Source organism: Photorhabdus sp. RM96S (assembly GCF_042879335.1).
Taxonomy (GTDB): domain Bacteria; phylum Pseudomonadota; class Gammaproteobacteria; order Enterobacterales; family Enterobacteriaceae; genus Photorhabdus; species Photorhabdus kayaii.
This window is the reverse complement of the sequence record NZ_JBHFKT010000014.1, coordinates 56,384-80,357: the sequence shown is the minus strand read 5'-3', so window position 1 is coordinate 80,357 and position 23,974 is coordinate 56,384. Positions and strand designations below refer to the sequence as shown.

Below are 23,974 nucleotides of genomic sequence, written 5' to 3'. Positions count from 1 at the left end.
AGAATCTTTTTTGACTATCCCTGTGGGTGTTACACTTCAATGTCTACCGTATCGCCCTTCTCTTGCAGCCAGTTACGGCGATCTTCGGAACGCTTCTTCGCCAGAAGCATATCCATTATAGAGAAGGTTTCCTGGTAGTTTTCATCATCGATAGTCAACTGCACCAGACGACGGGTATTCGGGTCTAACGTTGTTTCACGCAGTTGCATGGGATTCATCTCACCCAATCCTTTAAAGCGCTGTACGTTAGGCTTACCCCGTTTGCGGCTTAGACGATCCAACACCGCACTTTTTTCCTCTTCATCCAGTGCGTAATACACTTCTTTACCTAGATCAATACGATATAGAGGCGGCATTGCCATATAAACATGGCCGTTCTTAACCAATGTTGGGAAATGGCGGACAAACAGGGCACACAATAGCGTCGCAATATGCAAACCATCTGAGTCTGCGTCTGCCAGAATACAGATTTTGCCATAACGTAACTGACTGAGATCGTGGCTATCCGGGTCGATACCAATCGCGACAGAGATATCATGGACTTCCTGTGATGCCAGCACTTCGTCTGAAGAAACTTCCCAAGTATTCAGAATCTTCCCTTTCAGCGGCATAATGGCTTGATATTCACGGTCACGCGCCTGTTTTGCCGATCCCCCCGCAGAATCTCCTTCTACCAGAAACAGTTCGGTAAAATTGAGATCCTGTGATGTGCAGTCAGCCAGTTTTCCCGGTAATGCCGGGCCACTGGTCAGTTTTTTACGCACAACCTTTTTCGCTGCACGCATTCTACGTTGTGCACTAGCGATCGCCAGTTCAGCCAACTGCTCTGCTTCCTGAACGTTCTGGTTTAACCATAAGCTGAAAGCATCTTTGACAACACCAGAAACAAAAGCGGCCGATTGGCGCGAAGAGAGGCGTTCTTTCGTCTGACCCGCAAATTGCGGGTCCTGCATTTTTACCGACAGAACATAAGCACAGCGATCCCAAATATCATCAGCAGAAAGCTTCACACCACGCGGCAGAATATTGCGGAATTCGCAAAATTCACGCATCGCATCCAGTAATCCCTGACGCAACCCGTTTACATGTGTTCCCCCCTGCATCGTCGGGATGAGGTTGACATAACTTTCAGTCAGTAGCTCTCCCCCTTCCGGCAACCAGAGTAACGCCCAGTCAACCGCTTCGGTTGCACCACTGAAAGTACCGACAAAAGGCGCTGCCGGCAATGTTGTCAGGCCATTAACCGCAGCCATTAAATAGTCGGTTAGACCATCGGCATAACACCATTTCTGTTCGGTATCGTTGATCTTATCTTTAAAAACAATTTTCACTCCCGGACATAAAACGGCTTTCGCTTTCAGCAAATGGGCCAAGCGGGAAACGGAGAAACGAGGGCTATCAAAGAAACTTTCATCAGGCCAAAAGTGAACACTGGTACCGGTGTTGCGTTTACCACAACTTCCGATTACTGTCAGTTCCTGCACTTTATCGCCATTCTCAAAAGCAATCTGATAAATCTGACTGTCGCGGCGAACAGTGACTTCAATCCGCTTGGACAAAGCGTTAACCACCGAGATCCCCACACCGTGGAGACCGCCAGAAAACTGATAGTTTTTATTCGAAAATTTACCACCGGCATGTAAGCGGCTCAGGATCAACTCAACCGCTGAAACGCCTTCTTCTGGATGAATATCAACCGGCATGCCGCGGCCATCATCAATGACCTCCAGTGACTGATCGCTATGAAGGATCACTTCAATATGTTTAGCGTGACCGGCCAAAGCTTCATCCACGCTGTTATCGATCACTTCCTGTGCCAAATGGTTCGGACGCGTTGTATCAGTGTACATTCCCGGACGACGGCGAACCGGTTCCAGACCACTGAGAACTTCAATGGCATCTGCGTTGTAACTAGATTGAGTCATGTTGTAATTCTGTTGGTTGCTTCTTGATTAAAGGGCTAATCAGTTTTGTATACTGTTGATAATACCAGTCGTTCAAACATTTTTGGCAAGTTTTTTCTCGCCATCACTAGAAAGCCCAAGAAAGTTGATGATTTGTGGGAAATAGTGTTCAAATCCGATAAAAGAATGATTACCACCAGATTCAATAGTTTGCTTACATAATACCAGATAAGCAACCGCTTGGCGGTAATCCAGCACCTCATCTCCGGTTTGTTGCAATAACCAGATAAGATCCGGTGACTCCAATGGTTCAATCCGCATGCTTTTGAGATCATGAATATGGCGCGATTCCAACGTATATCGTTGGTTAGTATAGGGGTTAATATTTTCCCCAAGATAATCCCGCAGTAATTCAAACGGACGCACGGCTGGATTGACGACCACAGCGGGCAAGCTGAAACATTGTGAAAGCCATATCGCCAAATAACCACCGAGAGAAGAACCAACGATACCCAAATCATCCCCGGCATGCTCCATCACCAGATTTTCTAGCAACTCAGCCGCTTCTTCAGGATAAGGGGGTAACTGAGGCACCAGCATGTCAATTTCAGGATGATGCTGATACAGCCACGCTTTTAAGGCATTGGCTTTTGCAGACTGCGGAGAACTATTAAAACCGTGCAAATAGAGTAACGTTGACATCAGACCGTGCCCCTCAATTGTGCATAAATACCACCGGCCACTATGCTCCTGTGCGACATGCCACAGATGGTGAGGCTTGGCAAATCCAATAAGCAGAGAGTAACACAGCAATACAAGGAGACAAACACAACCTAATATCCATCCGAATCTAAATCAGGGCAGAACTCATTACTTGCCAATCTATAGACCTGGGTTGTCAGACCAAATTCGCCATTATCGGCAACAGACAATTCGAGATAACGCCATCCCGGAGCAACAGTATCAAGCATAAAATTGGTACAATGTGGTTTGAATTGCAAACATGTTGATGGTGTCGCCATCATACGGATGCCATTCCAATCCAGATCCATCTCTTGATGTATATGCCCACAAAGCATCGCCTTAACCCGTGAATAACTTTGCAGATACTGGGCCAGAATATGTGAATTACGCAAACTATGCTGATCCAGCCAAGTACAACCTGAAGGTAATGGATGATGATGAAGCAAGATCACCGCGTAACGTTCAGGGTACCTATCCAGGCACTTTTTCATCCATTCAAGCTGATATTCCGACAACTCCCCGTGGGGCACGCCCTGCACCTGACTATCAAGCATCAAAAGTTGCCAGTGCTTACCGACTAAAATCTGTTTCGACGGAGAAACGCCAGCCGCCGCCAAAGCATCCACCATCGCAGGCTGGTAATCATGATTGCCGGGCAACCAGACACAAGGTGCCGGTAAACGAGCAATGCCATCAGCAAAATGTCGATAAGCTTCCAACGACTGATCCTGCACCAAATCACCTGTCGCTACGATTAAACCAATATCAGCATTTTGTTTAAGGATGGCATCCAGCACCGCTTGGTAACTGCGATAAGTATTGATACCCAATAAAGTATCTTCTTTGCTGGCAAAAAGATGCGTATCTGTTATTTGCAATATTTTGGCTGTGGTTCCCTCTACCACAGGCAGTTCAAACTGGCTTTCCAAATGGTTTCCTTGTCCTATAAGTCATCGACGAGCATCATAACTCGTTTTAACGCAAGAGATCTGCTGACTGGCACACACTTCCCTTTTCTCGGTTAAAAATTAGGAATCATCTGAATTCCATTCTTTTTTTAACTTTTCATGGTGTAATGCCAGCCATTGTATCGCAATAACTGAAGCAGCATTATCAATAATTCCCTCTTCCATCCAACGATAAGCTTGTTCACGACTGACGACATGCACCCGAATATCTTCATGTTCACCAGATAATCCATGAATACCGGTAGCTGTCGTCGCATCCACTTCCCCCACCATCACAGAGATACGTTCCGTTGTTCCTCCGGGACTGGAGAGATAACTCAACACGGGTTTGCAACGTTTAACTTCGATTCCTGCCTCTTCCATCGTTTCGCGGCGCACCACCTGTTCCACATCTTCGCCCTCTTCAATCATACCGGCAACAATTTCCAGTAACCACGGCGTTGCTTTCGTCTCTATTGCCGGAATACGTATCTGCTCTATCAATACAACCTCATCACGATGTGGATCATAAGGCAACAATGCACCGGCATGGCCCCGCTCAAAAACTTCACGGCTAACCTCTTCACTCCAACCACCGGCAAACAGACGATGACGGAAACGGTAATTTGTCAGCTTAAAGAATCCATTGTACAAACTTTTTTTCGCGATAATTTCTATATCCTGCTGATCCAACATGACTGGCATTAACGGCTTCTTATGCATAAAATTCTCCTAAATAGTTCCTTACTTGCTAGCCACTAAGATGATATTAATCAAGCAGAGTTAAAAAATTCACTCTTTGATGGTGTAAAGTTAAGCTAAATTAAGGCAATATGGCACAAACGGCTACCTTTCGCTGATAGCATACTCTGCTAGAATCAGTAACATTTCGTTTTTCACCAAGGCAACGTAAGAGTCTATCCCAATAAGCGTAATTGGTGCAGGTCGTTTTTGTAAATGAACAGTGAACTCAGACTGTGCGCAGCACCTGAAGCATTCACTCTTTATCACAAAACATGGCAAATAAAATAGCCTAATGGGATAGACAACGAGTAAAATAGCTGTGCAATCAAGGAATTACAATGAAGAAACTGCTCTCCATTTTTATCGCTATGAGCCTGACGGGATTGAGTTCAATGGGTCAGGCTGAAGATCTTTTGCAAGTTTATAAGCAAGCAAAAGAGAGTAACCCTGAACTACGTAAATCAATAGCTGAACGTAATAAAGCTTTTGAAAAAATTAATGAATCCCGTAGCCCATTATTACCTCAGTTGGAATTAAATACTGGATACTCCTATAACAGTGGTTACCGCGATCAACGTGACACAGAAAGCAATATATTGAATGCAAAGCTTGGTTTGACTCAAACCATTTTTGATATGTCTAAATGGCGCCTATTGAACTTAGAAGAAAAAACGGCAGGTATTGCTGATGTTACCTATCAAAGCAGTGAACAAAAACTGATCTTGGATAGTGCAACAGCTTATTTCAAAGTATTGCGTACCATTGATACACTCTCCTACATTGAAGCTCAGAAAGCGGCCATTTACCGCCAGTTGGATCAAACGACTCAACGTTTTAATGTCGGTCTGGTTGCAATTACTGATGTCCAGAACGCTCGTGCTAACTACGATGACGTACTCGCTCAGGAAGTTGCCCGCCGTAATGATCTGGACAATGCACTGGAAGCTCTGCGTCAAGTAACCGGTATTTATTACCCTCGGCTAGCCTCGCTGAATATTGATCATTTCAAAACACAAAAACCAGAAGCAGTGGATATTCTGCTAAAAAAGGCAGAGAAACGTAATTTAGGTCTACTATCTGCCCGTTTAGGTCAGGATCTGGCTCGTGAACAAATCAAAGCGGCTCAAACAGGGCATATGCCAACTATCAATTTAGGCGCTTCTACCAATGTTTCAAACAGCCAGAATCATGCACCAGGCAGATCAAACAACTATAGCGGTGAAAACAGCGTTGGCCTGACGCTTAGTCTGCCAATTTATAGCGGCGGTGCCACCAGTTCCCGCGTTGAACAGGCACAATATGGTTTTGTCAGCGCCAGCGAACAATTAGAGAGCACCTACCGCAATGTTGTACAGACTGTCCGTTCTTCCTTTAACAACATCTCTGCTTCCATCAGCAGTATCGACGCCTATAAACAGCTTGTTGTTTCTGCGCAAAGCTCACTCGACGCAATGGAAGCGGGTTATCAAGTTGGTACACGCACCATTGTTGATGTACTGAATGCCACTACCAAGTTGTACGATGCCAAACAAAAGCTATCCAATGCTCGCTATGATTATCTGATTAATCAGCTAAATATTCAGCATGCACTGGGTACGCTAAATGAGAAGGATTTAGTTGCTCTGAATAATTCTCTAGGTAAACAGCTCTCAACTTCCGCTAACAGCATTGTTCAAGAAACAGCAGCACCAGCAACATCTGCTCGTAACTGATTCAGTTCTTCACTTTCACTAATTAACGGCCCGCCATAAAGCGGGCTGTTTTATTTCTTACCAACTGAATTTAGGCGCCGAAAAAAAAGCCGCTATTTTTCTTAAAAAAAATATATAAATTAAAAAAATCCTTCAAATGGATTCCAACTCTGACTATTTACCTTCTCTTTCAAATAGTAGGCATAGTTAGCAGTAGTACCCCATATTGCTGAAAATGCAAATTTAATCCCCATTCCGACAGCAGGAGAAATATCAATACTCAGAGCATCTTCAATAACTCCCAATATAATCATTACTACAACAGCGATTCCAAATAAAGTCAGGTTCTTCCGCCATAAACCTAAAACAAAAAAGTAAATAAAACCAAAGAAGAAAGCGATAAAATTCATATTTAACAAGATACGACGCATAAAGGGTTCTGCTTTCATAGCAGCTTTGTACTCAGGCGCTTTAGGAGCACCATTGCGTTCAAAGAATGCAAAACGCGTCTGCCATCTTTCTGAATAATGACTCTTTTCCATACGACTTAATTTCCTTAATTAAAATAAAAAAAATACAACACCAATAATATAATAACGATCCGTTATTAATTTAAGATTATATTCCTAACATCACCCATTGGAATTATTACCGAGAATAATGCAATTAGTAGATTCACTTACATAATAATCTTACTCGTTTAATTACCCTTAAATTACCATAAGTTACAGGGGCAGGATTAGTATCATAAAATATCAATAACAGCACCCATTTTTTAAATTCACATATCTATTTCACAACATTAAAACCAGATTAAACAAAAATACCAGACAATCAATATCCCGCCGCCTTTTCAGCCAGGCAAAAAATTAGGCTGGCAATCCTAAGAGCCTATCTCAATAGGCGTAATTGTTGCAGGCAGTTTGAACACGGACAGCGCGGAAAAACCGGAGCGTACACGTAGTACGTGAGGATTTTGAGCACTGCCCAGGTTCGCTCTTTATGGCAAAGAAGGGCAAATAAAATAGCCCTATTGAGATAGGCAGTAAGTTTTATGCTTTAATTTTGTTCATATTTCCCCTATCCTTAAAGCTATTTCATAAAGAATCATAGACATCTATACCCTATGGATTTCAAGATGCATCGCGACGGCAAGGGAGTGAATCCCCGGGAGCATAGGTAACTATGTGACCGGGGTGAGCGAGTGCAGCCAACAAAGAGGCAACTTGAAAGATAACGGGTATAAAATCTGGGTATACGACGATGACAATAAAACGGACCAAAGATATTAACCACGACACATTCCGTAAGGCTTGGCGTAACTATCGCCTTGCACCTGTGGCGATAGCTGTCAGTGCGGTTTTCATGTTATCTGCCTGTGAAAAGAGTGATGAAACTGTCTCTCTTTACATGAATGCAGATGAATGTTCTCAAGCCAATCCATCACAAAGCGCGCAGTGTACGACTGCTTACAACAATGCGTTGAAAGAAGCGGAAAAAACCGCGCCTAAATATGCCACCAAAGAAGACTGCATTGCTGAATTTGGCGAAGCGCAATGTACTCAGGCCCCGGCACAAGCTGGCCTTGGCGCCACTGCTTCCAATACCGCCACCAATGGCGAAGCACAGGCACAGCAGCAGCAAAGCGGTAGCTTCTGGATGCCGCTGATGGCAGGTTATATGATGGGGCGTCTAATGGGGGGCGGTTCAGCGCCATCACAACCTCTGTTTAGCTCCAAATCCGCCACCAGCCCGGCAAATGGTCAATTCGTTGATGCGTCGGGTAAAAGCTATGGCCAGGCAACCGCAGGTGGTCGTTCCATGACAGTGCCTAAAACGGCTATGGCACCAAAACCAGCAACAACCACAACCATTACCCGTGGCGGCTTCGGTGACTCTGTTGCAAAACAGTCAGCCATGCAACGCAGCAGCGCCTCTTCCGGCTCCACATCTCGTTCAATGGGAGGCTAACCACGGATGAAACGTATTGCTATTACTGAACGCCCGGACTGGCGTGAAAAAGCGATAGAATATGGCTTTAATTTTCACACCATGCATGGTGAACCATACTGGTGTGAAGAGGCTTATTACCAGTTTTCTCTTGCTCAAATTGAAGAAATCGAAGCTACCACCGCAGAACTACACCAAATGTGTTTGCAGGTAGTCGAGAAAGTTGTCGATAGTGAAGAATTACTGACTAAATTTCAGATCCCAAAACATTGTTGGGATTTTGTTCGTAGCTCTTGGATTACCAGCCAGCCATCACTCTATTCCCGTTTGGATTTGGTTTACGATGGTAAAAGCCCGGCAAAATTGTTGGAAAATAATGCTGATACACCAACTTCGCTGTATGAGTCCGCTTTTTTCCAATGGATCTGGTTAGAAGATCAGATGAACGCCGGGTTACTGCCAGCACATGCCGATCAATTCAACAGCATGCAAGAGCAATTGATTGAACGCTTTGCTCAGTTGCGTGATGAACATGGCTTTGGCTTACTGCACATGGCCTGCTGTCAGGATACCGAAGAAGATCGCGGTACTGTTCAATACTTACAAGATTGTGCGCTGGAAGCCGGTGTTCCAACCGAGTTCTTATTTATTGAAGATATCGGTTTGGGAGAGAAAGGACAATTTACAGATCTAAAAGACCAAGTGATCAGCAATCTGTTCAAACTCTACCCTTGGGAATTGATGTTCCGTGAAATTTTCGCGACCAAATTGGAAGATGCTGGCGTTCGTTGGTTAGAGCCCGCTTGGAAAAGTATTATCTCCAACAAAGCATTGCTACCGATGTTGTGGAAGATGTTTCCAAATCATCCAAACCTGCTACCCGCTTATTTTGCCGATGATAATTATCCGGCAATGGATAGCTATGTTATTAAGCCGCTGTTCTCACGGGAAGGGGCTAATATCCGTATTATTGAAAAGGGCAAGGAAATTGCCAGTGTTGATGGCCCTTACGGTAAAGAAGGTATGATCGTTCAGCAATTTCATACACTACCAAAATTCGGTGACAATTATACGCTAATTGGTAGCTGGCTGGTAAATGATCAGCCTTGCGGTATTGGTTTGCGGGAAGACAGTGAACTCATAACTCAGGATTTATCTCGCTTCTATCCACATATTATTTTGGATTAATTCCCAATAGGGAGGAATGAGGAACAGAGTTAAATACCCCAAACTCCTCCCTTAAACATCCAGTGAAGAAACTTTGTACCCTTATAAATTTATAATAAAGGTAAATACTATGGCGAACACAATATATTTAACTATCACAGGCAAAAAACAAGGGCTTATATCCAGTGGTTGTTCTACCTATGATTCCATAGGTAATATACCCGTCATCTTTCAAGTTGCCTCTTTGTTGGCTGCGCTCGCTCACCCCGGTCACATAGTTACCTATGCTCCCAGGGATTCGTTCCCTTGCCGTCGCGATGCATCTTGAAATCCATAGGGTATAAATATCAAACAGGTCATGAAAATGAAATTTATGTTTATTCATTCGACCATGATATTAGTAGAGAACAAAATGTTAATCACACACCTATCTCAATTACTAAACCTATAGACAAATCATCTCCGCTATTAGGCATAGCAATATCAGAAAATGAATCTATACCCGTCATCTTTCAAGTTGCCTCTTTGTTGGCTGCACTCGCTCACCCCGGTCACATAGTTATCTATGCTCCCGGGGATTCACTCCCTTGCCGCCGCGATGCATCTCGAAATCCATAGGGTATATAACACAAAGATAATTGAACCAATGAAATTTTTGGTGATGAAACATCAATGCATTTTCACACAAATCCCTGTATCACCGGTAAGCTATCAAGCCTTAAAAAATAAAGAATCTGACCGTTATTGATGCTATAGTGTTCAATAACTATTATTGGTTTTTATTGGGAGCTCTTATGTCCATATCAGCAAAACAGACGATTACCGCACAGATACCTATCAAACTAGCTACAGCTATAAACGATTTAGCCAAAGAGTTAGACCGCTCAAAATCGTGGATCATTAAAGAGGCTCTTACCTCAATGATTGAGGAACGTGAACATCGCCACCAAATGATTTTGGCTGGCCTCGCGGATGTCGATACAGGTCGTATTGTGAATCATTCAGATGTTATTAATTTTGCATTCAAGCTGAAAACATCATAATCAGAACGTTCAATTTAACCAACCTGCACAGACAACATACTTAGCGAACCAGACTCAATACCATCTACAGGAATGGAAACCGTTTCTTTTCTATCCCACGTTCCCATGATATACAGCAACGGTAAAAAGTGTTCAGGAGATGGGTTCGATAATAGGCCATCTTCTCTGTCCAGTGCATGAATCAAAGGATAAGGTTGCTCATAACTGGTAAGGTTATCACGCACATAACGGTTAAATGTTTCTGCCCAAGGATACGGGTCAGCATCAGGTTCCTGCCGTTTCATGGTACTAAGATTGTGTACCACATTACCACTCCCCAGGATTAAAACACCTTCATCTCGTAAAACAGCCAGCTTTTTCCCTAATTCATAGTGATACGTCGCTGGCTTGGCATCATCTATACTCAGTTGAATCACTGGAATATTGGCCTGAGGATACATCTTAATCAGAATGCCCCAAGTCCCGTGATCCAATCCCCACTGATGATGATCGGCATAAACTTCCACAGGTTCCAGCATCTCTTGCACTAAAGCGGCCAATTCAGGCGAGCCCTTAGCCGGATACTGAATTTCATACAATTCCTGTGGAAAACCACGAAAATCATGAATAGTCCTCGGTTGACTCATGGCGGTTACTGCTGTGCCATTGGTATACCAATGAGCAGAAATCGCCAGAATCGCTCTGGGTACAGGCAGTCTTTCACCAAGTTCACGCCACACATTGATATAGCGATTTTCTCCCAGTACATTCATTGGACTGCCATGACCAATAAACAGTGCCGGCATTCTGGAAATATTCATAATGACCTCTCACGCCAAATATAGGTAATTTTAATACTTGCAGACAGGTTACGCCTTTCAGATAAGCAAAACAGTGGGCTAACGGTGATGGAGTTTTTCAAAAAAACTGAAAAGTCACAGCTTGCGTAAACTGTGACTTTAGAGAACGTGTAGGTTATAACTGATATTTCATCCAGTTATTAAACAATTAGGTTTCAGCTTGCTTTCTGCTCTATTGCCTGGCGATAAATCACCAGATCCTCAATAGTGACTACCGGCATATTATGTAGTTTCGCAAATTGCACTACCTCCGGGGTACGCGCCATTGAACCGTCATTATTGGTTAATTCGCACAATACACCTACGGGTTTAAAACCGGCCAAACTGACTAAATCAATTGTTGCCTCAGTATGCCCTTGACGAACCAACACGCCACCAGGTTGAGCGCGCAGTGGAAAAACATGTCCCGGACGGTTCAAATCACTGGGTTTGGCATTATCTGCAATCGCTGCACGAATGGTCGTGATGCGGTCAGCCGCAGAAACCCCCGTCGTCACCCCTTGAGCGGCCTCAATGGTTACAGTGAATGCAGTCTGGAACGAACTAGAGTTATTTTCTACCATCATGGGCAATTGTAATTGCTGGCGGCGCTCTTCTGTCAGACATAAGCAGACAATACCACTGCCATGACGGATAGTCAGTGCCATTTGCTCTACAGTCATTGTTTCGGCCGCAAAGATAATATCACCTTCATTTTCACGATCTTCATTATCCAGCACCATCACCCCTCTTCCATCACGCAAAGCGTTAATGGCGTGTTCAACACGTTCTGATGATGTGCCATATTCAGAAAGTAGCGTCTGATTCATGGTAAAGAAACCTCATTAAAATTTATGGATTACCAGAATCAGGGCGGTCTTGAGGAGTTCTCGCTATGACATAATATTTCGTAACACAATATTAAATGCCATAGCCGGAACAACAGACGAGCACAGAGCCCGACAGATGCCGTTATTCTCTCCCATCCGGACTATCACCGTCGGCTCCAGAATTACACTGGATCTGCTGACCTCCGTTTTATCATAAAAGATAACCACAAACGGAGCGCTCGCGGGCTTCATCATGCCACCAAAAAGATAGACTGATGTTTACCGCCGGTGGGGACTTTCACCCCGCCCTGAGATAAACCAGTGAACTATAACGCTAATATTTGTCGGCGGCAATCGACAAAATCAAATGTGAAACCTAGCTCACAATGGTTTGTGGTTTTACTATCTGGTATTACACTATTCAGGAATTATTTATGTCATAAAAAGGATGCATCATGCTCGATCCAAAAAAAATTGAACAAATTGCCCGCCAGATCCAAGATTCTTTGCCAAAGGGGGTTAAAGAGTTTGGTGGTGATGTAGAGAAAAAATTACGGATGATTTTGCAATCCCAACTTGGCAAGCTTGACTTAGTGAATCGTGAAGAATTTGATATCCAAACTCAGGTTCTGTTACGTACTCGTGAAAAATTGACCGCGATGGAGCAGCGTTTAAATGAACTAGAAGCGAAGTTTGAAAATAAGTATGTTCCATCTGCTGATAACACGGCAAAAGAAGAATAATTATTACCTTTTATTACCTTACATAAAAATAACCGCGATAATGAGCAGATATCATATCTGCTCATCACCACACCCACACTTAATTAGAAATTAAATGCTGTTCTTTGCCGTAATGCTCAGAACGTGGGCCATAAAGCAAACTACGACTACCACCGGCTGTCAGTAAGCGGTTACTTGTAATGCCGGCAATTTCATGACCTCTATCCATAATGGTATTAGCTATCTGTGAAACTACGGCAGATACCAACATGCCAACAAGACTATTAGAACTATTTTGATCTTCAGTCGATGAAGCAGTTGTCCAACCATGCCACAGTTGCTTGCCACTACGCAAATCCACCAACCTTGCTGAAGCCGTTACACGAGTATCGCTATTAATAATCTGATATTGAGTACCATATTCTTCAATATCCAAATAGAGCGCTGAATCTGCACCAAAAATATCATGCAATTTTTTGTAACTGATATTCTGAACATCCTGTGCCGCTGTCACACCATTTTGCTGAAATGTCTCTTCCACAACAGCAACCGGAAAAACGTAATAGCCGGATTCTGCCAATGGATATGTCACATGAGAAATCAGGCTGTGCCCTGCTTTAACTTCCAGAGATTTGTTTACCGCGGGCAGAACCAGAATGGATTTGGGTTTGCTTTCTCTAAATGCAGTGTAATCATAAGGGACAGATTTACTACATCCTGTCAGCACAAATGCCGCTAATAAACTTAATGCGACGAGAATACGGTTCATTGCATAGTTCCTTTATTTTTACTTAATAAAAAGTCCATAAATGGCGCTGACTCAGGAAATAATTTTTTCTCTATTTCAAACTGATGGAATGCTTCTGAAACACGACCTGTTTTGCTATAAAGCAGACCCATCTGTGCATGCAGCCCAGGCGGTACAGGTTTATCTTTCGCTTTCGCTCTTTCAATTACCTGCTGCAAAGCCTGTAACTGCTCTTCAAGCCCTATCTTATCCTGCTGATAATATTGATAAATTGTAGGTTGGTATTTATCCCACTCATAAATTGTTTTTGGCTGCGTGACGCAACCCGCTAAGGTCATAGCTGCCAGCAATAAGCCCGCTTTTTTCATTAACATCATGAATATATATCCCTATGTTTCTTAATTAGATGGCTTCCATGCACCGGTTTCAATACTTTCAACCAGACGGTTTACTGCTTCACGAATAGCCAAATCCAATACCTTACCATTCAGTGTGGAATCATAGCTGGCAGTGCCACCAAAGCCGATAATTTCACGGTTGGATAATTTATACTCCCCAGCCCCTGCTACAGAGAAAACCACTTCGGAAGTTTCTACATTCACCACATTCAGCATGACTTTAGAATAAGCCACCTGCGATTTACCACGCCCTAACAGCCCCCATAACTGATGATCACCCACTTCCTTGCGGCCAAATTCAGTTACATCACCGGTAATAACGTAAGCAGCACCTTTCAACTTCTGCGATTTACCTTGTAGACCCGCTTCTGCTTTCAGTTCCGCCATATTAGTACGTTCCAGCACCGTAAAGCGTCCAGTCTGCTGTAAGTGCGAGACTAAAATCGTTTTAGATTGGTTACCAAGACGATCAATTCCGTCGGAGAAAATGCCATTTTGATAGCTGGAACGGTTTTCAAACTTACCGATCGCAATTGGACTACGAACACCTTGATATACCGTATTATAAGAATTAACTTTTTGTACCTGGACGGTATTAGAAGATTCAGTTGTACACCCTGCTAATATTGCCGAAGCTAAACAAATTGAAGATAAAATCAACTTACCTTGCATAAGAACTGATTCCTGCGTAAAAAATTTATCCGTTTTATCTACTAACCTTAAGATATAAAAGTTATATACCCGTCATCTTTCAAATTGCCTCTTTGTTGGCGGCACTCGCTCACCCCGGTCACATAGTTACCTATGCTCCCGGGGATTCACTCCCTTGCCGTCTCGATGCATCTTGAAATCCATTGGGTTATAGATAAGATATTTTATTAAAAAATCATTTACATCAGAAATCATTATGAATAAGCCAGCGTTATGTGACCAGCATTTTATGCCACAAAGATAAAAAACTATCTGTTACATCACACTTCTTCTGATTAATCCCTTATCATCCAGAGAATAAAATTATACTAAATCAAATTATAATTAAAATATTTTAATGATAATCATATCGTTAATTAAATTACTCGCACACGATATTACAAATATCTATATTATTTATGATGAAATACCACTCAACCAAGCACAAATTAAATAAAAAATAGCCGGGAAGATTTCATATCCTGCCCGACTTTCATTCTAATAATATAATCAAATAAATAATCTACAGCATTCAATGCAGTAATATCTTCTAGCTGTTTTCAATAACAAACTAAAGCATTATTTACTGATTTTTAATCGCCTTGATGATATTGGTTGTTGAAATGCCATCTTCAAAGTTCAGCACTTTGACTTCTCCGCCCGCAGCCCAAACTTCTTCACTGCCAGCAATTTCTTCCGATTTATAATCGCCCCCTTTTACCAATACATCCGGCAAAACATCCGTAATCAATCGCTGTGGTGTATCCTCTTCAAACGGCACAACCCAATCCACCGCGCCCAGAGCAGATAACACAATCATGCGTTGTTCTAGTGGATTAACAGGACGACTCTCACCTTTCAGCCGTTTAGTCGATGCATCACTGTTAACAGCAACAATTAACCGATCACCCAATCTACGAGCATTCTCCAGATATGAGACATGACCTGCATGCAGAATATCAAAGCAGCCATTAGTCATTACGATCCTTTCACCACGTTGACGAGCATCAGCAACAGCCTGTTTAAGCTGAAATTCAGTCATCACACCAAAACCCGTTTCAGCACGACCACGGATAGCATTCTCCAGTTCAATCGGCGAAACAGTCGACGTTCCCAGTTTGCCAACGACAACTCCCGCAGCTGCATTCGCCAGAAAACAAGCTTCATTCAGTGGCTTTCCAGCCGCAATCGCCGTTGCTAACACACCAATAACCGTATCGCCGGCACCCGTGACATCAAACACTTCCTGCGCCTGCGTAGGCAAATGTAATGGCGGTTGATCAACACTCAGCAAACTCATTCCCTGTTCAGAACGGGTGATCAGTAATGCCTGAAGATCCAAATCCTTAACTAGCCGAGTACCCTTCTCAACCAACTCATTGTCATCCTTGCAGTGGCCCACGACCGCTTCAAATTCAGACAGATTTGGCGTTAACAAAGTTGCACCACGATAACGCTCAAAATCATTACCTTTCGGATCGATTAATACCGGAACTTTGGCCGCGTTTGCCAGTTTGATCATTTCCTGAACTTGACTCAGTGCACCTTTAGCGTAGTCAGATAGAACCAATGCTCCAATATGGGGCAACGCCTGTTCAATGCGTTCAAACATTGGCTGCGCATCGATGTTATCGAAACCTTCTTCAAAATCTAAGCGAATTAACTGCTGATTACGGGAAAGTACCCTCAGTTTAGTCACTGTCGGATGGGTTGGGACAGAAACAAAGTCACAGCGCACCTTGACGCTGCTTAGTTTCTCACTCAGCGCATGTGCTGCGTCATCAATCCCAGTCAAACCAATTAAATGCGAATTTGCTCCAAGAGCCGCAATATTCATAGCAACGTTAGCTGCGCCTCCCGGACGCTCCTCAATGGTATTGACTTTTACAACAGGCACCGGCGCTTCCGGTGAAATCCGGCTGGTCGGCCCATACCAGTAGCGATCTAACATAACATCACCGACGACTAAAACTCCTGCACAGTGAAAATCCGGGAGTGTTATTTTCATCCCTTGCTCCAAATATTAGATATTAAATTGGTGCCAAATATTATCATACGACCGTAAAATCCCTACACCAAACCAGTAAAACCCGTTATTGTTCACCCAACCACTGTTGCCAACTACGACGTACCCGTTCCTGTTGTTCACGGAAACAATGGGTTGATACCCGACTGGAAAGCGTCTGTAACGCCAGATGATGTAATTCATCACGCATAGAAACGTAAGCCTGCGTTAATGCGGCAGCCTCATCTTCATCCATAATTTCATAAGCCGCCATTAATTGAAAAATCCGTACATTATCCGACCAACTCACCAAACGCGCATTTTCAGTAGCATAACGAAGCACCAAATATTGAGCGATAAATTCGATATCGGTGATCCCTCCTGGATCAGCTTTAATATCAAATTGATCTGAATGGTGACTGCCTAAATGTTTATGCATCTTTTCCCGCATTTCCCTTACTTGCTGACGTAACAAAGCAGGTTCTCGTCGCGTACATAATGTCTGATGGCGTATCCGCTCAAAATCCCGATGCAAGTTTTCATCACCAAATACCATACGGGCACGTACCAACGCCTGATGTTCCCAAGTCCACGCTTGATTCTGCTGATAATCAGCAAACGCACCGATGGTACTGACTAACATGCCTGATTCGCCTGAAGGACGCAGGCGGACATCCACGTCATACAACACACCAGAGGAGGTTCGAGCACTGAACAAGTGCATAATTCGTTGAGCAAGACGCAAATAAAATTGCCGAGCATCAATCGATCGATCGCCATCAGTCATCACATCCACCGGGCAATCAAGCAGGAAAACTAAATCAAGATCAGAACTGTAGCCCAACTCCCAACCACCCAATTTGCCATAACCAATCACAGCAAATCCCAGACCTTGCCGCTGACTCAAATGTGATGGAACACCATAACGTTTTGCCATTTGTCCCCACGCCTGTTGAACGACTGCTTCAATAATCGCTTCTGCCAAATAAGTGAGATGATCACTGACTTTCATCACCGGCAATACACCAGTGATATCCTCCGCCGCAATCCTCAGTAATTGAGCCTGCTTAAACTGGCGGAGAGCTTCTAGTTGTTGCTCTTCATCATCTTCTGGTATCCGCAACAAATATTGCCGCAATTCATCTTTATAGGCATTTAATGGCAAAGGCTCATACAGAAACTGTGGATCAAGCAGTTCATCCAGCAACAATGGATGGCAGGCAAGCTGAGTCGCAATCATCGGTGAAGCAGCACACAGCCGGATAACATGTGTCAGTACAGCTTCCGATTCAAGTATCAGTTCCAGGTAAGTTGTACGGCTGACAATACTTAACAACAGAGGGATAACCCGATCTAGCACTATATTGACATCTTGATTGGCATCTTGCCGCAAACAGACTTTTGCCAATAAACGTGGCATCAGATGGTCGAGCACATCACGCCCACGAGGGCCAATGGTTCTTTTGCCCACATCATGGCGGAACACAGAAATAATATGCAATATCTGCTGTGCAATCTCTTCATCCAAGTGCGGAGCTAGTATGATTAACTCTTCTTTTTCGAGCTCTTCCAGCCACAGACTTTTAAATGGTACATGACTAGGTTCCTCTTCACTATTATCACTGTCATCGCCAATCAATTGCGTAAAAATAGCCCGAACAGCACCCATCTTGCTGTTCAATTCAATTATCAGAGCGTCCCAACTTTCAAATCCCATGCCCCATGTCAGTCGTGAACGATTCAGCTCATCTTCTGGCAGAGTTTGAGTTTGTTGATCATTAATTGACTGTAAAAGATTTTCTAACCGCCGCAAAAAAAGGTAACCGTCAGAAAGTTGTTTCACCTGCAATGATTGTAAAAGTGTCAACTGCGCTATTATTTGCAAAGTTGGTAACAACGCCTGAGATTGCAAACACAGTTCACGTCCACCACGAATCAGTTGGAACACCTGGGCGATAAATTCAATTTCACGAATACCACCAGCCCCCAGTTTGATATTGTCTTTCAAGCCACGGCGACGCACTTCCCGTTCAATCATGCCTTTCATATTTCTCAGGGATTGAATCACACTGAAATCAATGTAACGGCGAAAGATAAATGGTCTCAACATCCGGCGTAGCTCTTCACCATACGCTTGGTTGCCCGAACCCATAATCCGTGCTTTCACCATCGCATAACGTTCCCAATCACGCCCTTGCTCTTGATAGTAATCTTCCAGTGCAACAAAACTAAACACCAATGGGCCACTATCACCGAACGGGCGCAAGCGCATATCTACCCGATACACAAAACCATCCACAGTTTGCTGATCGAGCACTTTGATAAGACGCTGCCCCAAGCGGGTAAAAAACTGGGTGTTATCCATTTCACGCCGGCCACCTTGGGTAATACCGTTTTCAGGATAGACAAAAATCAGATCAATATCAGAAGAGAAGTTCAACTCACCACCGCCCAGTTTTCCCATACCGAGAATCAACAGCGGTTGTGGTTCGCCTCGCTCATTACAAGGCGTTCCCCAATCCTGACAACAACGCTGATACAACCAATCACGGGCAGCAATAATCAACGTTTCAGCCAACATACTAAGCTGTTGCAGTGTCTCCTGAGTCGTCATGCTATGTAGCGCTTGCGACCAGGCTATTCTGACCAGAATCTTGTTACGGAACTGGCGTAAAACCCGCATGAGGGCATTTTCATCCTCTACTGATGCGAGTAATTGTTGCAGCCATTCAGCATATTGATGCCACTCCTGCGCTTCAGGTGGATGTTGGCGGATCTCAGCTAACCATTCAGGATGAGTTTGCAGGTTTTCAACAACAAAATCGCTCAGGGATAATATGGCCTGCTCATGAGCAGCAACAGGCTCAACGTTCAAAGTTAGTTGATGAAAATGTTCAGTCACACGCTGTAACTGGGCCAGAAGCGGAGTTGGAAGTGGCAACATAGAGAATTCCTGTTATTTAAACGGAGAGATTTATTAACCACATAGATTTATTAACCACATAGTCAGTGCCAACTTACATTGCAAATAGAGCGAGCTATAACATAGCGTTTCAGCGTCTGTTTCCGTATCCAATAATTTCTGGTTGATAGCAACTAATTGGTTATCTAACTGTTCCGGCTCACTAGAATATTCGATCGTCTGCTGAATCAAAGTCAGTACTTGCTTTAAGCCATCTCGACCGTCTGATAAACCGGCCAGCCAACATTCCTCTTGCTCCTGCCAATGGGCTAATATTGACGTAAGTACCGAAGGCAATGACTGCTGCATATCAATTTCCACCTGAGTTGAAGGCCAAACTGCTTTTGGTTTTCCCTGAGCTAATTGATAACCACGGGCCGCTTTGCTTCTATTTCCTTGCCGCAAGCCATTTGATTTTGCCAACTCAACCGCCAATGCTAATACATCGGCTATGATTCCTTGCTTTAACTCCAGTTCAAATTCACAGATTGGCTCCTTGCGATTGGCTGCAATAATTTCTCCCTGATCAAGCACCACTTCAATCTCACTTTGTCCATAAGTCACCACCCACTTTTCACGCATAAAGTCAGTACTGAATAACGCATTCAAACGGGATTGCAATGCTTCCACATCACAGTTGTCAGGCCAGATGTGCGGTGGAAACAGAGTCAATGCCAGTTCCGGCTTTGCCAACGGCACATTATATTCCGGTCGCTGATGCAAACCGCCAACCACCTTACCCGCTGTTTTAACCGTCATCTCATATTGATCATCAAAACCACGTATCCGCAACCCCATATCAAGACCACGCAGTTGATTATCCGACGTTTCAAAATAGATATTGGTCAACTTTTTGGGAGAAAAATAGTAATGCGGAAATAACAATAATTGCTGGCGAATTGTAGGAATAACTTGTGGTTTGGCGATAAGTTTTAATTCAATTTCTACACTCATATCTACACCGTTGATGACAATCTTTGCTCTCATCTTACCTTGATTTCGCTTTTTGCTACGATGAGTAAGAAAAAAATTAAAATTTCCCTTTTCTGCAAGTTATGATAGTCATTAACAAGAAATGCTTCGTTCAACAGATAACAAGCCCCGTATTCAACCAATTAGAAGAATGTCATTTTGGTTTACTGATTGCTCTAGCAAACTTAACTCTTTACTATCAAATTTTAAACTCACCATAGATAAAAAACGGTTGAAATCACAATGCGAAAACTACATTTACTTCTCACGGCATTAATAAGCCTCAGCTTTTCGCTCACTACCCACGCGGAAGGAAAGCGCTATGTATCTGATGAGTTATCTACCTACACACACGCCGGGCCGGGTAACCAGTATCGTATTGCCGGTACACTGAATGCCGGTGATGAAGTCACATTGATAAGCATCAATCGGGATAGTAATTACGCTCAAGTTAAAGATGATAAAGGCCGCCTTGTCTGGCTACCTGTTAACCAACTCAGTAATCAACCAAGCTTACGCACCCGCCTCCCAGAATTGGAACAGGAAGTGAAAACATTGACGGAGAAGTTAGCCAATATAGACAATAGCTGGAATCAGCGCACTGCCGACATGCAACTAAAGGCGGCCAATAGTAGTAGCATTGTTGCAGAACTGAAAAAAGAGAATGAGAGGTTAAAAAACAAACTGACGGTAGCAGAAAAAAAGCTTGATGCTGCAAATCTACAGGTTGATGACAAACAACGTAATATCATTCTGCAATGGTTTATGTATGGCGGTGGTGTTGCAGGCGCTGGTTTAATCTTTGGGCTATTACTGCCACATATGATCCCTCGCCGTAAGCGTAATGACCGTTGGATGAGTTGATAAGGAACATGTTAGGTGAGAATCTATCTGGTTGGCGGCGCAGTACGTGACCGATTGCTAAATTTTCCTGTAAAAGAGCGGGATTGGGTCGTTGTGGGTGGAACATCAGAAACGCTGTTATCCCTAGGATATCAGCAAGTTGGCAAAGATTTTCCGGTGTTCCTGCATCCCCAAACCCATGAAGAGTATGCCTTAGCACGCACTGAGAGAAAATCCGGCCTGGGATATACGGGTTTTACTTGTTATGCAGCGCCGGATGTCACACTGGAAGACGATTTGCAGCGTCGTGATCTGACAGTTAATGCGATCGCTCAAACACCCGCTGGTGAACTGGTCGATCCTTATCATGGTGTTGATGATTTGAACAATCGTATTCTACGCCATGTTTCTGATGCTTTCTCTGAAGATCCATTAAGGGTATTACGAGTAGCTCGTTTTGCCGCTCGTTTCGCCCATTTAGGGTTTACCATCGCTCCCGAAACACAAGCATTAATGTCAAATATGGCAACCAACGGCGAGTTATCAGTACTCACACCAGAACGTGTCTGGAAAGAGACCGAGAAAGCCCTTGCTAGCCCTTCCCCTCAGGTCTTTTTTCAGGTTTTACGTGATTGTGGTGCATTGGAGGTGTTGTTTCCTGAAATTGATAATTTGTTTGGTGTTCCCGCACCAGAGAAGTGGCATCCTGAGATTGATACCGGTATTCATACGTTAATGGTGCTGAAAGTAGCGACTGAATTAACAAATGAAGTCGATAGTCGTTTTGCTTCTCTATGCCATGATCTTGGTAAAGGGCTGACACCACCAGAACAGTGGCCTCACCATTATGGACATGGGCCAGCAGGTGTTAAGTTAGTTGACCAATTATGCCAACGTCTGCGTGTTCCTAATTCTGTTCGTGATTTGGCAAAACTAGCTGCTCAGTATCATGATTTAGTGCATACCGTCGCTCAATTGCGGCCGAAAACATTACTTAAGTTGTTTGATGCTGTTGATGCATGGCGTAAACCTCAGCGAATAGAGCAATTAGTTATCATCAGTGAAGCCGATGCGCGGGGTCGTATCGGTTTTGAAGATACCCCCTATCCACAAGGTGATTATCTGCGACAGGCATTCAAAGTTGCCAGCCAAGTTCAGGTGAAAAATATTGTAGACAGTGGATTACGTGGCGCTGACATTGGTCATGAGTTACGACGTCAGCGTCAGCACGCATTGGCGGAATGGAAGCAACAAGACAATACAGTTCAAGACAATACAGTTACCTGAAACATCCCCTGATATCAAACACTAGGCAATATTTGAGTTAAATTGATATCAGGGGGAACCATTCACTACATAAATACCCAGTACACAGCGGCTGCCACAATAAAGCGGTAGATAGCAAATGGGATAAAAGATATACGCTTAATCAATGCCAGAAAAGTTTTAATGGCGACTAACGCGACAACAAATGCAGTAACAAAACCAACAACAAACATTGGGATATCAGAAGCACTCAAAAAGTGCAGGCTCTTATATAAATCTAATCCACTTGCTCCCATCATCATCGGTACAGCCAAAATAAACGAGAATTCTGATGCAGTATAACGATTAACCCCCATCAGCATTCCACCAGAAATTGTCGCACCTGAACGGGAAAATCCCGGCCATAAAGCCAGACACTGAAAACAGCCAATCATAAAAGCCTGACGATAAGTAATATCATCCAGCCCTTCTGCTTTTGGTGTTTTAGGTTTCAAGATTTCTGCTGTGATTAGCAACCCACCACCAATAACCAAGGCGTACATCACGCTTTGTGGGTTAAACAGTGATTTGATGACATCGTGGAACACCAACCCAAGTGTCACCGCAGGTAGCATTGCCAAAATAATATGGCTCAGTTTCAGTTTGCCATTGGTTTTACCTTCATGAGGAACTTCACCAAAGTGGATGCCAATGAGTCCAAACAAGCGACGCCAAAACACGACTACCACAGCAAGGATAGATCCAAGTTGGATAATAACTTCAAATGTTTCAGCTTTATCGCCAGTAAATCCCAACAGATGGCCAACAATGATCATATGGCCGGTAGAGGAAACAGGAAGAAATTCAGTTAGCCCTTCAACAACACCAAGAACCGCTGCATGAAACAAGGTAGAAAGGTCAGTCATATAGAGAGGTCGCCCATTAATAAATACCCGAAACAAGTAGCATGGAATAACCCCAGCTACCATTATTCCCATTGTCATTAATCAATTAACATGATTATCAAGCCTGGCACTACTGCACGCCAGTCTATGTAAGAACAATGACAATAATATGGCAGCTGAATTCACTACTGATCAGATTATTTTTTTCTTTCAATAATAACACCCACTTGACAAGCCTGTGCGACAGCACCCGGTTTACTCACTTTTATCCGTACCCACGGCGAATTAAAGCGTTTTAACAGTAGATCCGCTACCTCTTCAGCCACTCTTTCAACCAGAGCAAAATTCTGATTTTCTACATGACTGATAATCGCTTCGCTAACTTTGGCATAATCCAGACAATATTCGACATTATCACTGGAAGATGCGCGTTTATTATCCCATCCCATTTCGATATCGAACACTAACTTCTGTTTAATGGTCTGTTCCCAATCGTAAACACCAATTGTGGTAACAACAACTAACTCCTCAATAAACACGATATCCATCACTTCATTTTCCTGTTTTTCAACTTGTCGGATACCACTTCCGACTAAATATGCGTATTATCCATGACTAGGCTAAGAAAACGACCACTATTATTGGG

22 protein-coding genes, 1 pseudogene and 1 riboswitch are annotated in these 23,974 nt (G+C 43.5%); of the genes and pseudogenes, 8 read left to right on the top strand and 15 right to left on the bottom strand.

Going from position 1 to position 23,974, the window contains the following annotated elements:
• Positions 1 to 29: 29 nt before the first annotated feature.
• The 4 genes from parE to nudF all read right to left on the bottom strand — a co-directional run bounded on the left by parE (position 30) and on the right by nudF (position 4,318).
• Positions 30 to 1,925, bottom strand: a complete 1,896-nt coding sequence (gene parE / locus ACGF49_RS10600; RefSeq protein ID WP_113042383.1) for a DNA topoisomerase IV subunit B — start codon at positions 1,923 to 1,925, stop codon at positions 30 to 32.
• Between the two features lie 72 nt (positions 1,926 to 1,997).
• Positions 1,998 to 2,606: an esterase YqiA gene (gene yqiA / locus ACGF49_RS10595; RefSeq protein ID WP_113042386.1), complete on the bottom strand. Its 609-nt coding sequence runs from the start codon at positions 2,604 to 2,606 to the stop codon at positions 1,998 to 2,000.
• Between the two features lie 131 nt (positions 2,607 to 2,737).
• Positions 2,738 to 3,577: a 3',5'-cyclic-AMP phosphodiesterase gene (cpdA, locus tag ACGF49_RS10590; protein WP_112896167.1), complete on the bottom strand. Its 840-nt coding sequence runs from the start codon at positions 3,575 to 3,577 to the stop codon at positions 2,738 to 2,740.
• Between the two features lie 99 nt (positions 3,578 to 3,676).
• Positions 3,677 to 4,318, bottom strand: coding sequence for an ADP-ribose diphosphatase (gene nudF, locus ACGF49_RS10585; protein ID WP_271866653.1), 642 nt, complete (start codon positions 4,316 to 4,318; stop codon positions 3,677 to 3,679).
• A gap of 359 nt (positions 4,319 to 4,677) precedes the next feature.
• Here nudF and tolC point away from each other — a divergent pair, with 359 nt between their 5' ends.
• Positions 4,678 to 6,051 carry an outer membrane channel protein TolC gene (tolC, locus tag ACGF49_RS10580; protein ID WP_387490855.1) on the top strand — a complete coding sequence of 458 codons (1,374 nt, stop codon included), beginning with the start codon at positions 4,678 to 4,680 and terminating at the stop codon, positions 6,049 to 6,051.
• A gap of 119 nt (positions 6,052 to 6,170) precedes the next feature.
• Here tolC and ACGF49_RS10575 read toward each other — a convergent pair whose 3' ends face one another.
• Entirely contained in the window at positions 6,171 to 6,572 is a 402-nt protein-coding gene (locus ACGF49_RS10575) for a DUF2628 domain-containing protein (RefSeq protein WP_271866657.1), read from the bottom strand.
• 721 nt (positions 6,573 to 7,293) lie between these two features.
• On the opposite strand from ACGF49_RS10575, the gene ACGF49_RS10570 reads away from it, so the two are divergent.
• The 4 genes and pseudogenes from ACGF49_RS10570 (at position 7,294) to ACGF49_RS10555 (ending at position 10,190) form a co-directional block, all read left to right on the top strand.
• Complete coding sequence (locus tag ACGF49_RS10570; RefSeq protein ID WP_387490852.1) at positions 7,294 to 8,001, top strand: DUF1190 family protein; 708 nt, start codon at positions 7,294 to 7,296, stop codon at positions 7,999 to 8,001.
• Between the two features lie 6 nt (positions 8,002 to 8,007).
• Positions 8,008 to 9,168 (top strand): glutathionylspermidine synthase family protein, encoded by a 1,161-nt coding sequence (locus ACGF49_RS10565; RefSeq protein WP_113042395.1) that lies wholly within the window; start codon positions 8,008 to 8,010, stop codon positions 9,166 to 9,168.
• Positions 9,169 to 9,277: 109 nt separating this feature from the next.
• A pseudogene (tssD, locus tag ACGF49_RS10560) lies at positions 9,278 to 9,657 on the top strand (type VI secretion system tube protein TssD); the annotation flags it as partial.
• Between the two features lie 284 nt (positions 9,658 to 9,941).
• A complete protein-coding gene (locus ACGF49_RS10555; RefSeq protein ID WP_113042397.1) occupies positions 9,942 to 10,190 on the top strand; it encodes a CopG family ribbon-helix-helix protein in 249 nt (82 codons plus the stop codon).
• A 14-nt stretch (positions 10,191 to 10,204) separates the two neighbouring features.
• On the opposite strand, the gene ygiD is transcribed toward ACGF49_RS10555, so the two are convergent.
• The gene (gene ygiD / locus ACGF49_RS10550; protein WP_113042399.1) at positions 10,205 to 10,990 is read right to left on the bottom strand and encodes a 4,5-DOPA dioxygenase extradiol; all 786 of its coding nucleotides are present in this window, start codon (positions 10,988 to 10,990) and stop codon (positions 10,205 to 10,207) included.
• 194 nt (positions 10,991 to 11,184) lie between these two features.
• Entirely contained in the window at positions 11,185 to 11,838 is a 654-nt protein-coding gene (gene ribB / locus ACGF49_RS10545) for a 3,4-dihydroxy-2-butanone-4-phosphate synthase (RefSeq protein ID WP_113042401.1), read from the bottom strand.
• Positions 11,839 to 11,978: 140 nt separating this feature from the next.
• Positions 11,979 to 12,158, bottom strand: a riboswitch (FMN riboswitch).
• A gap of 135 nt (positions 12,159 to 12,293) precedes the next feature.
• On the opposite strand from ribB, the gene ACGF49_RS10540 reads away from it, so the two are divergent.
• Positions 12,294 to 12,581 carry an accessory factor UbiK family protein gene (locus tag ACGF49_RS10540; protein ID WP_112895539.1) on the top strand — a complete coding sequence of 96 codons (288 nt, stop codon included), beginning with the start codon at positions 12,294 to 12,296 and terminating at the stop codon, positions 12,579 to 12,581.
• A 79-nt stretch (positions 12,582 to 12,660) separates the two neighbouring features.
• On the opposite strand, the gene ACGF49_RS10535 is transcribed toward ACGF49_RS10540, so the two are convergent.
• The 6 genes from ACGF49_RS10535 to ACGF49_RS10510 form a co-directional block, all read right to left on the bottom strand.
• Positions 12,661 to 13,329 carry a DUF799 domain-containing protein gene (locus tag ACGF49_RS10535; protein ID WP_113042403.1) on the bottom strand — a complete coding sequence of 223 codons (669 nt, stop codon included), beginning with the start codon at positions 13,327 to 13,329 and terminating at the stop codon, positions 12,661 to 12,663.
• A complete protein-coding gene (locus ACGF49_RS10530; protein ID WP_113042405.1) occupies positions 13,326 to 13,685 on the bottom strand; it encodes a DUF4810 domain-containing protein in 360 nt (119 codons plus the stop codon). The genes ACGF49_RS10535 and ACGF49_RS10530 overlap by 4 nt, the downstream gene beginning before the upstream one ends.
• Before the next feature lie 21 nt (positions 13,686 to 13,706).
• Positions 13,707 to 14,378, bottom strand: a complete 672-nt coding sequence (locus ACGF49_RS10525) for a CsgG/HfaB family protein (protein ID WP_112878316.1) — start codon at positions 14,376 to 14,378, stop codon at positions 13,707 to 13,709.
• Positions 14,379 to 14,979: 601 nt separating this feature from the next.
• Positions 14,980 to 16,404, bottom strand: coding sequence for a bifunctional D-glycero-beta-D-manno-heptose-7-phosphate kinase/D-glycero-beta-D-manno-heptose 1-phosphate adenylyltransferase HldE (gene hldE / locus ACGF49_RS10520; RefSeq protein ID WP_113042407.1), 1,425 nt, complete (start codon positions 16,402 to 16,404; stop codon positions 14,980 to 14,982).
• A gap of 85 nt (positions 16,405 to 16,489) precedes the next feature.
• Positions 16,490 to 19,345, bottom strand: coding sequence for a bifunctional [glutamate--ammonia ligase]-adenylyl-L-tyrosine phosphorylase/[glutamate--ammonia-ligase] adenylyltransferase (glnE, locus tag ACGF49_RS10515; protein WP_228900565.1), 2,856 nt, complete (start codon positions 19,343 to 19,345; stop codon positions 16,490 to 16,492).
• 33 nt (positions 19,346 to 19,378) lie between these two features.
• Positions 19,379 to 20,317 (bottom strand): inorganic triphosphatase, encoded by a 939-nt coding sequence (locus ACGF49_RS10510; RefSeq protein ID WP_113042475.1) that lies wholly within the window; start codon positions 20,315 to 20,317, stop codon positions 19,379 to 19,381.
• A gap of 261 nt (positions 20,318 to 20,578) precedes the next feature.
• Here ACGF49_RS10510 and ACGF49_RS10505 point away from each other — a divergent pair, with 261 nt between their 5' ends.
• Both ACGF49_RS10505 and ACGF49_RS10500 read left to right on the top strand, forming a co-directional pair.
• Positions 20,579 to 21,199 (top strand): TIGR04211 family SH3 domain-containing protein, encoded by a 621-nt coding sequence (locus tag ACGF49_RS10505; RefSeq protein WP_387490844.1) that lies wholly within the window; start codon positions 20,579 to 20,581, stop codon positions 21,197 to 21,199.
• A gap of 15 nt (positions 21,200 to 21,214) precedes the next feature.
• On the top strand, positions 21,215 to 22,465 hold the full coding sequence (locus tag ACGF49_RS10500) for a multifunctional CCA addition/repair protein (RefSeq protein WP_228900564.1): 1,251 nt from the start codon (positions 21,215 to 21,217) through the stop codon (positions 22,463 to 22,465).
• Between the two features lie 65 nt (positions 22,466 to 22,530).
• Here ACGF49_RS10500 and bacA read toward each other — a convergent pair whose 3' ends face one another.
• The gene (bacA, locus tag ACGF49_RS10495) at positions 22,531 to 23,349 is read right to left on the bottom strand and encodes an undecaprenyl-diphosphate phosphatase (RefSeq protein WP_113042477.1); all 819 of its coding nucleotides are present in this window, start codon (positions 23,347 to 23,349) and stop codon (positions 22,531 to 22,533) included.
• 176 nt (positions 23,350 to 23,525) lie between these two features.
• Positions 23,526 to 23,876: a bifunctional dihydroneopterin aldolase/7,8-dihydroneopterin epimerase gene (folB, locus tag ACGF49_RS10490; protein WP_113042414.1), complete on the bottom strand. Its 351-nt coding sequence runs from the start codon at positions 23,874 to 23,876 to the stop codon at positions 23,526 to 23,528.
• Between the last annotated feature and the right edge of the window lie 98 nt (positions 23,877 to 23,974).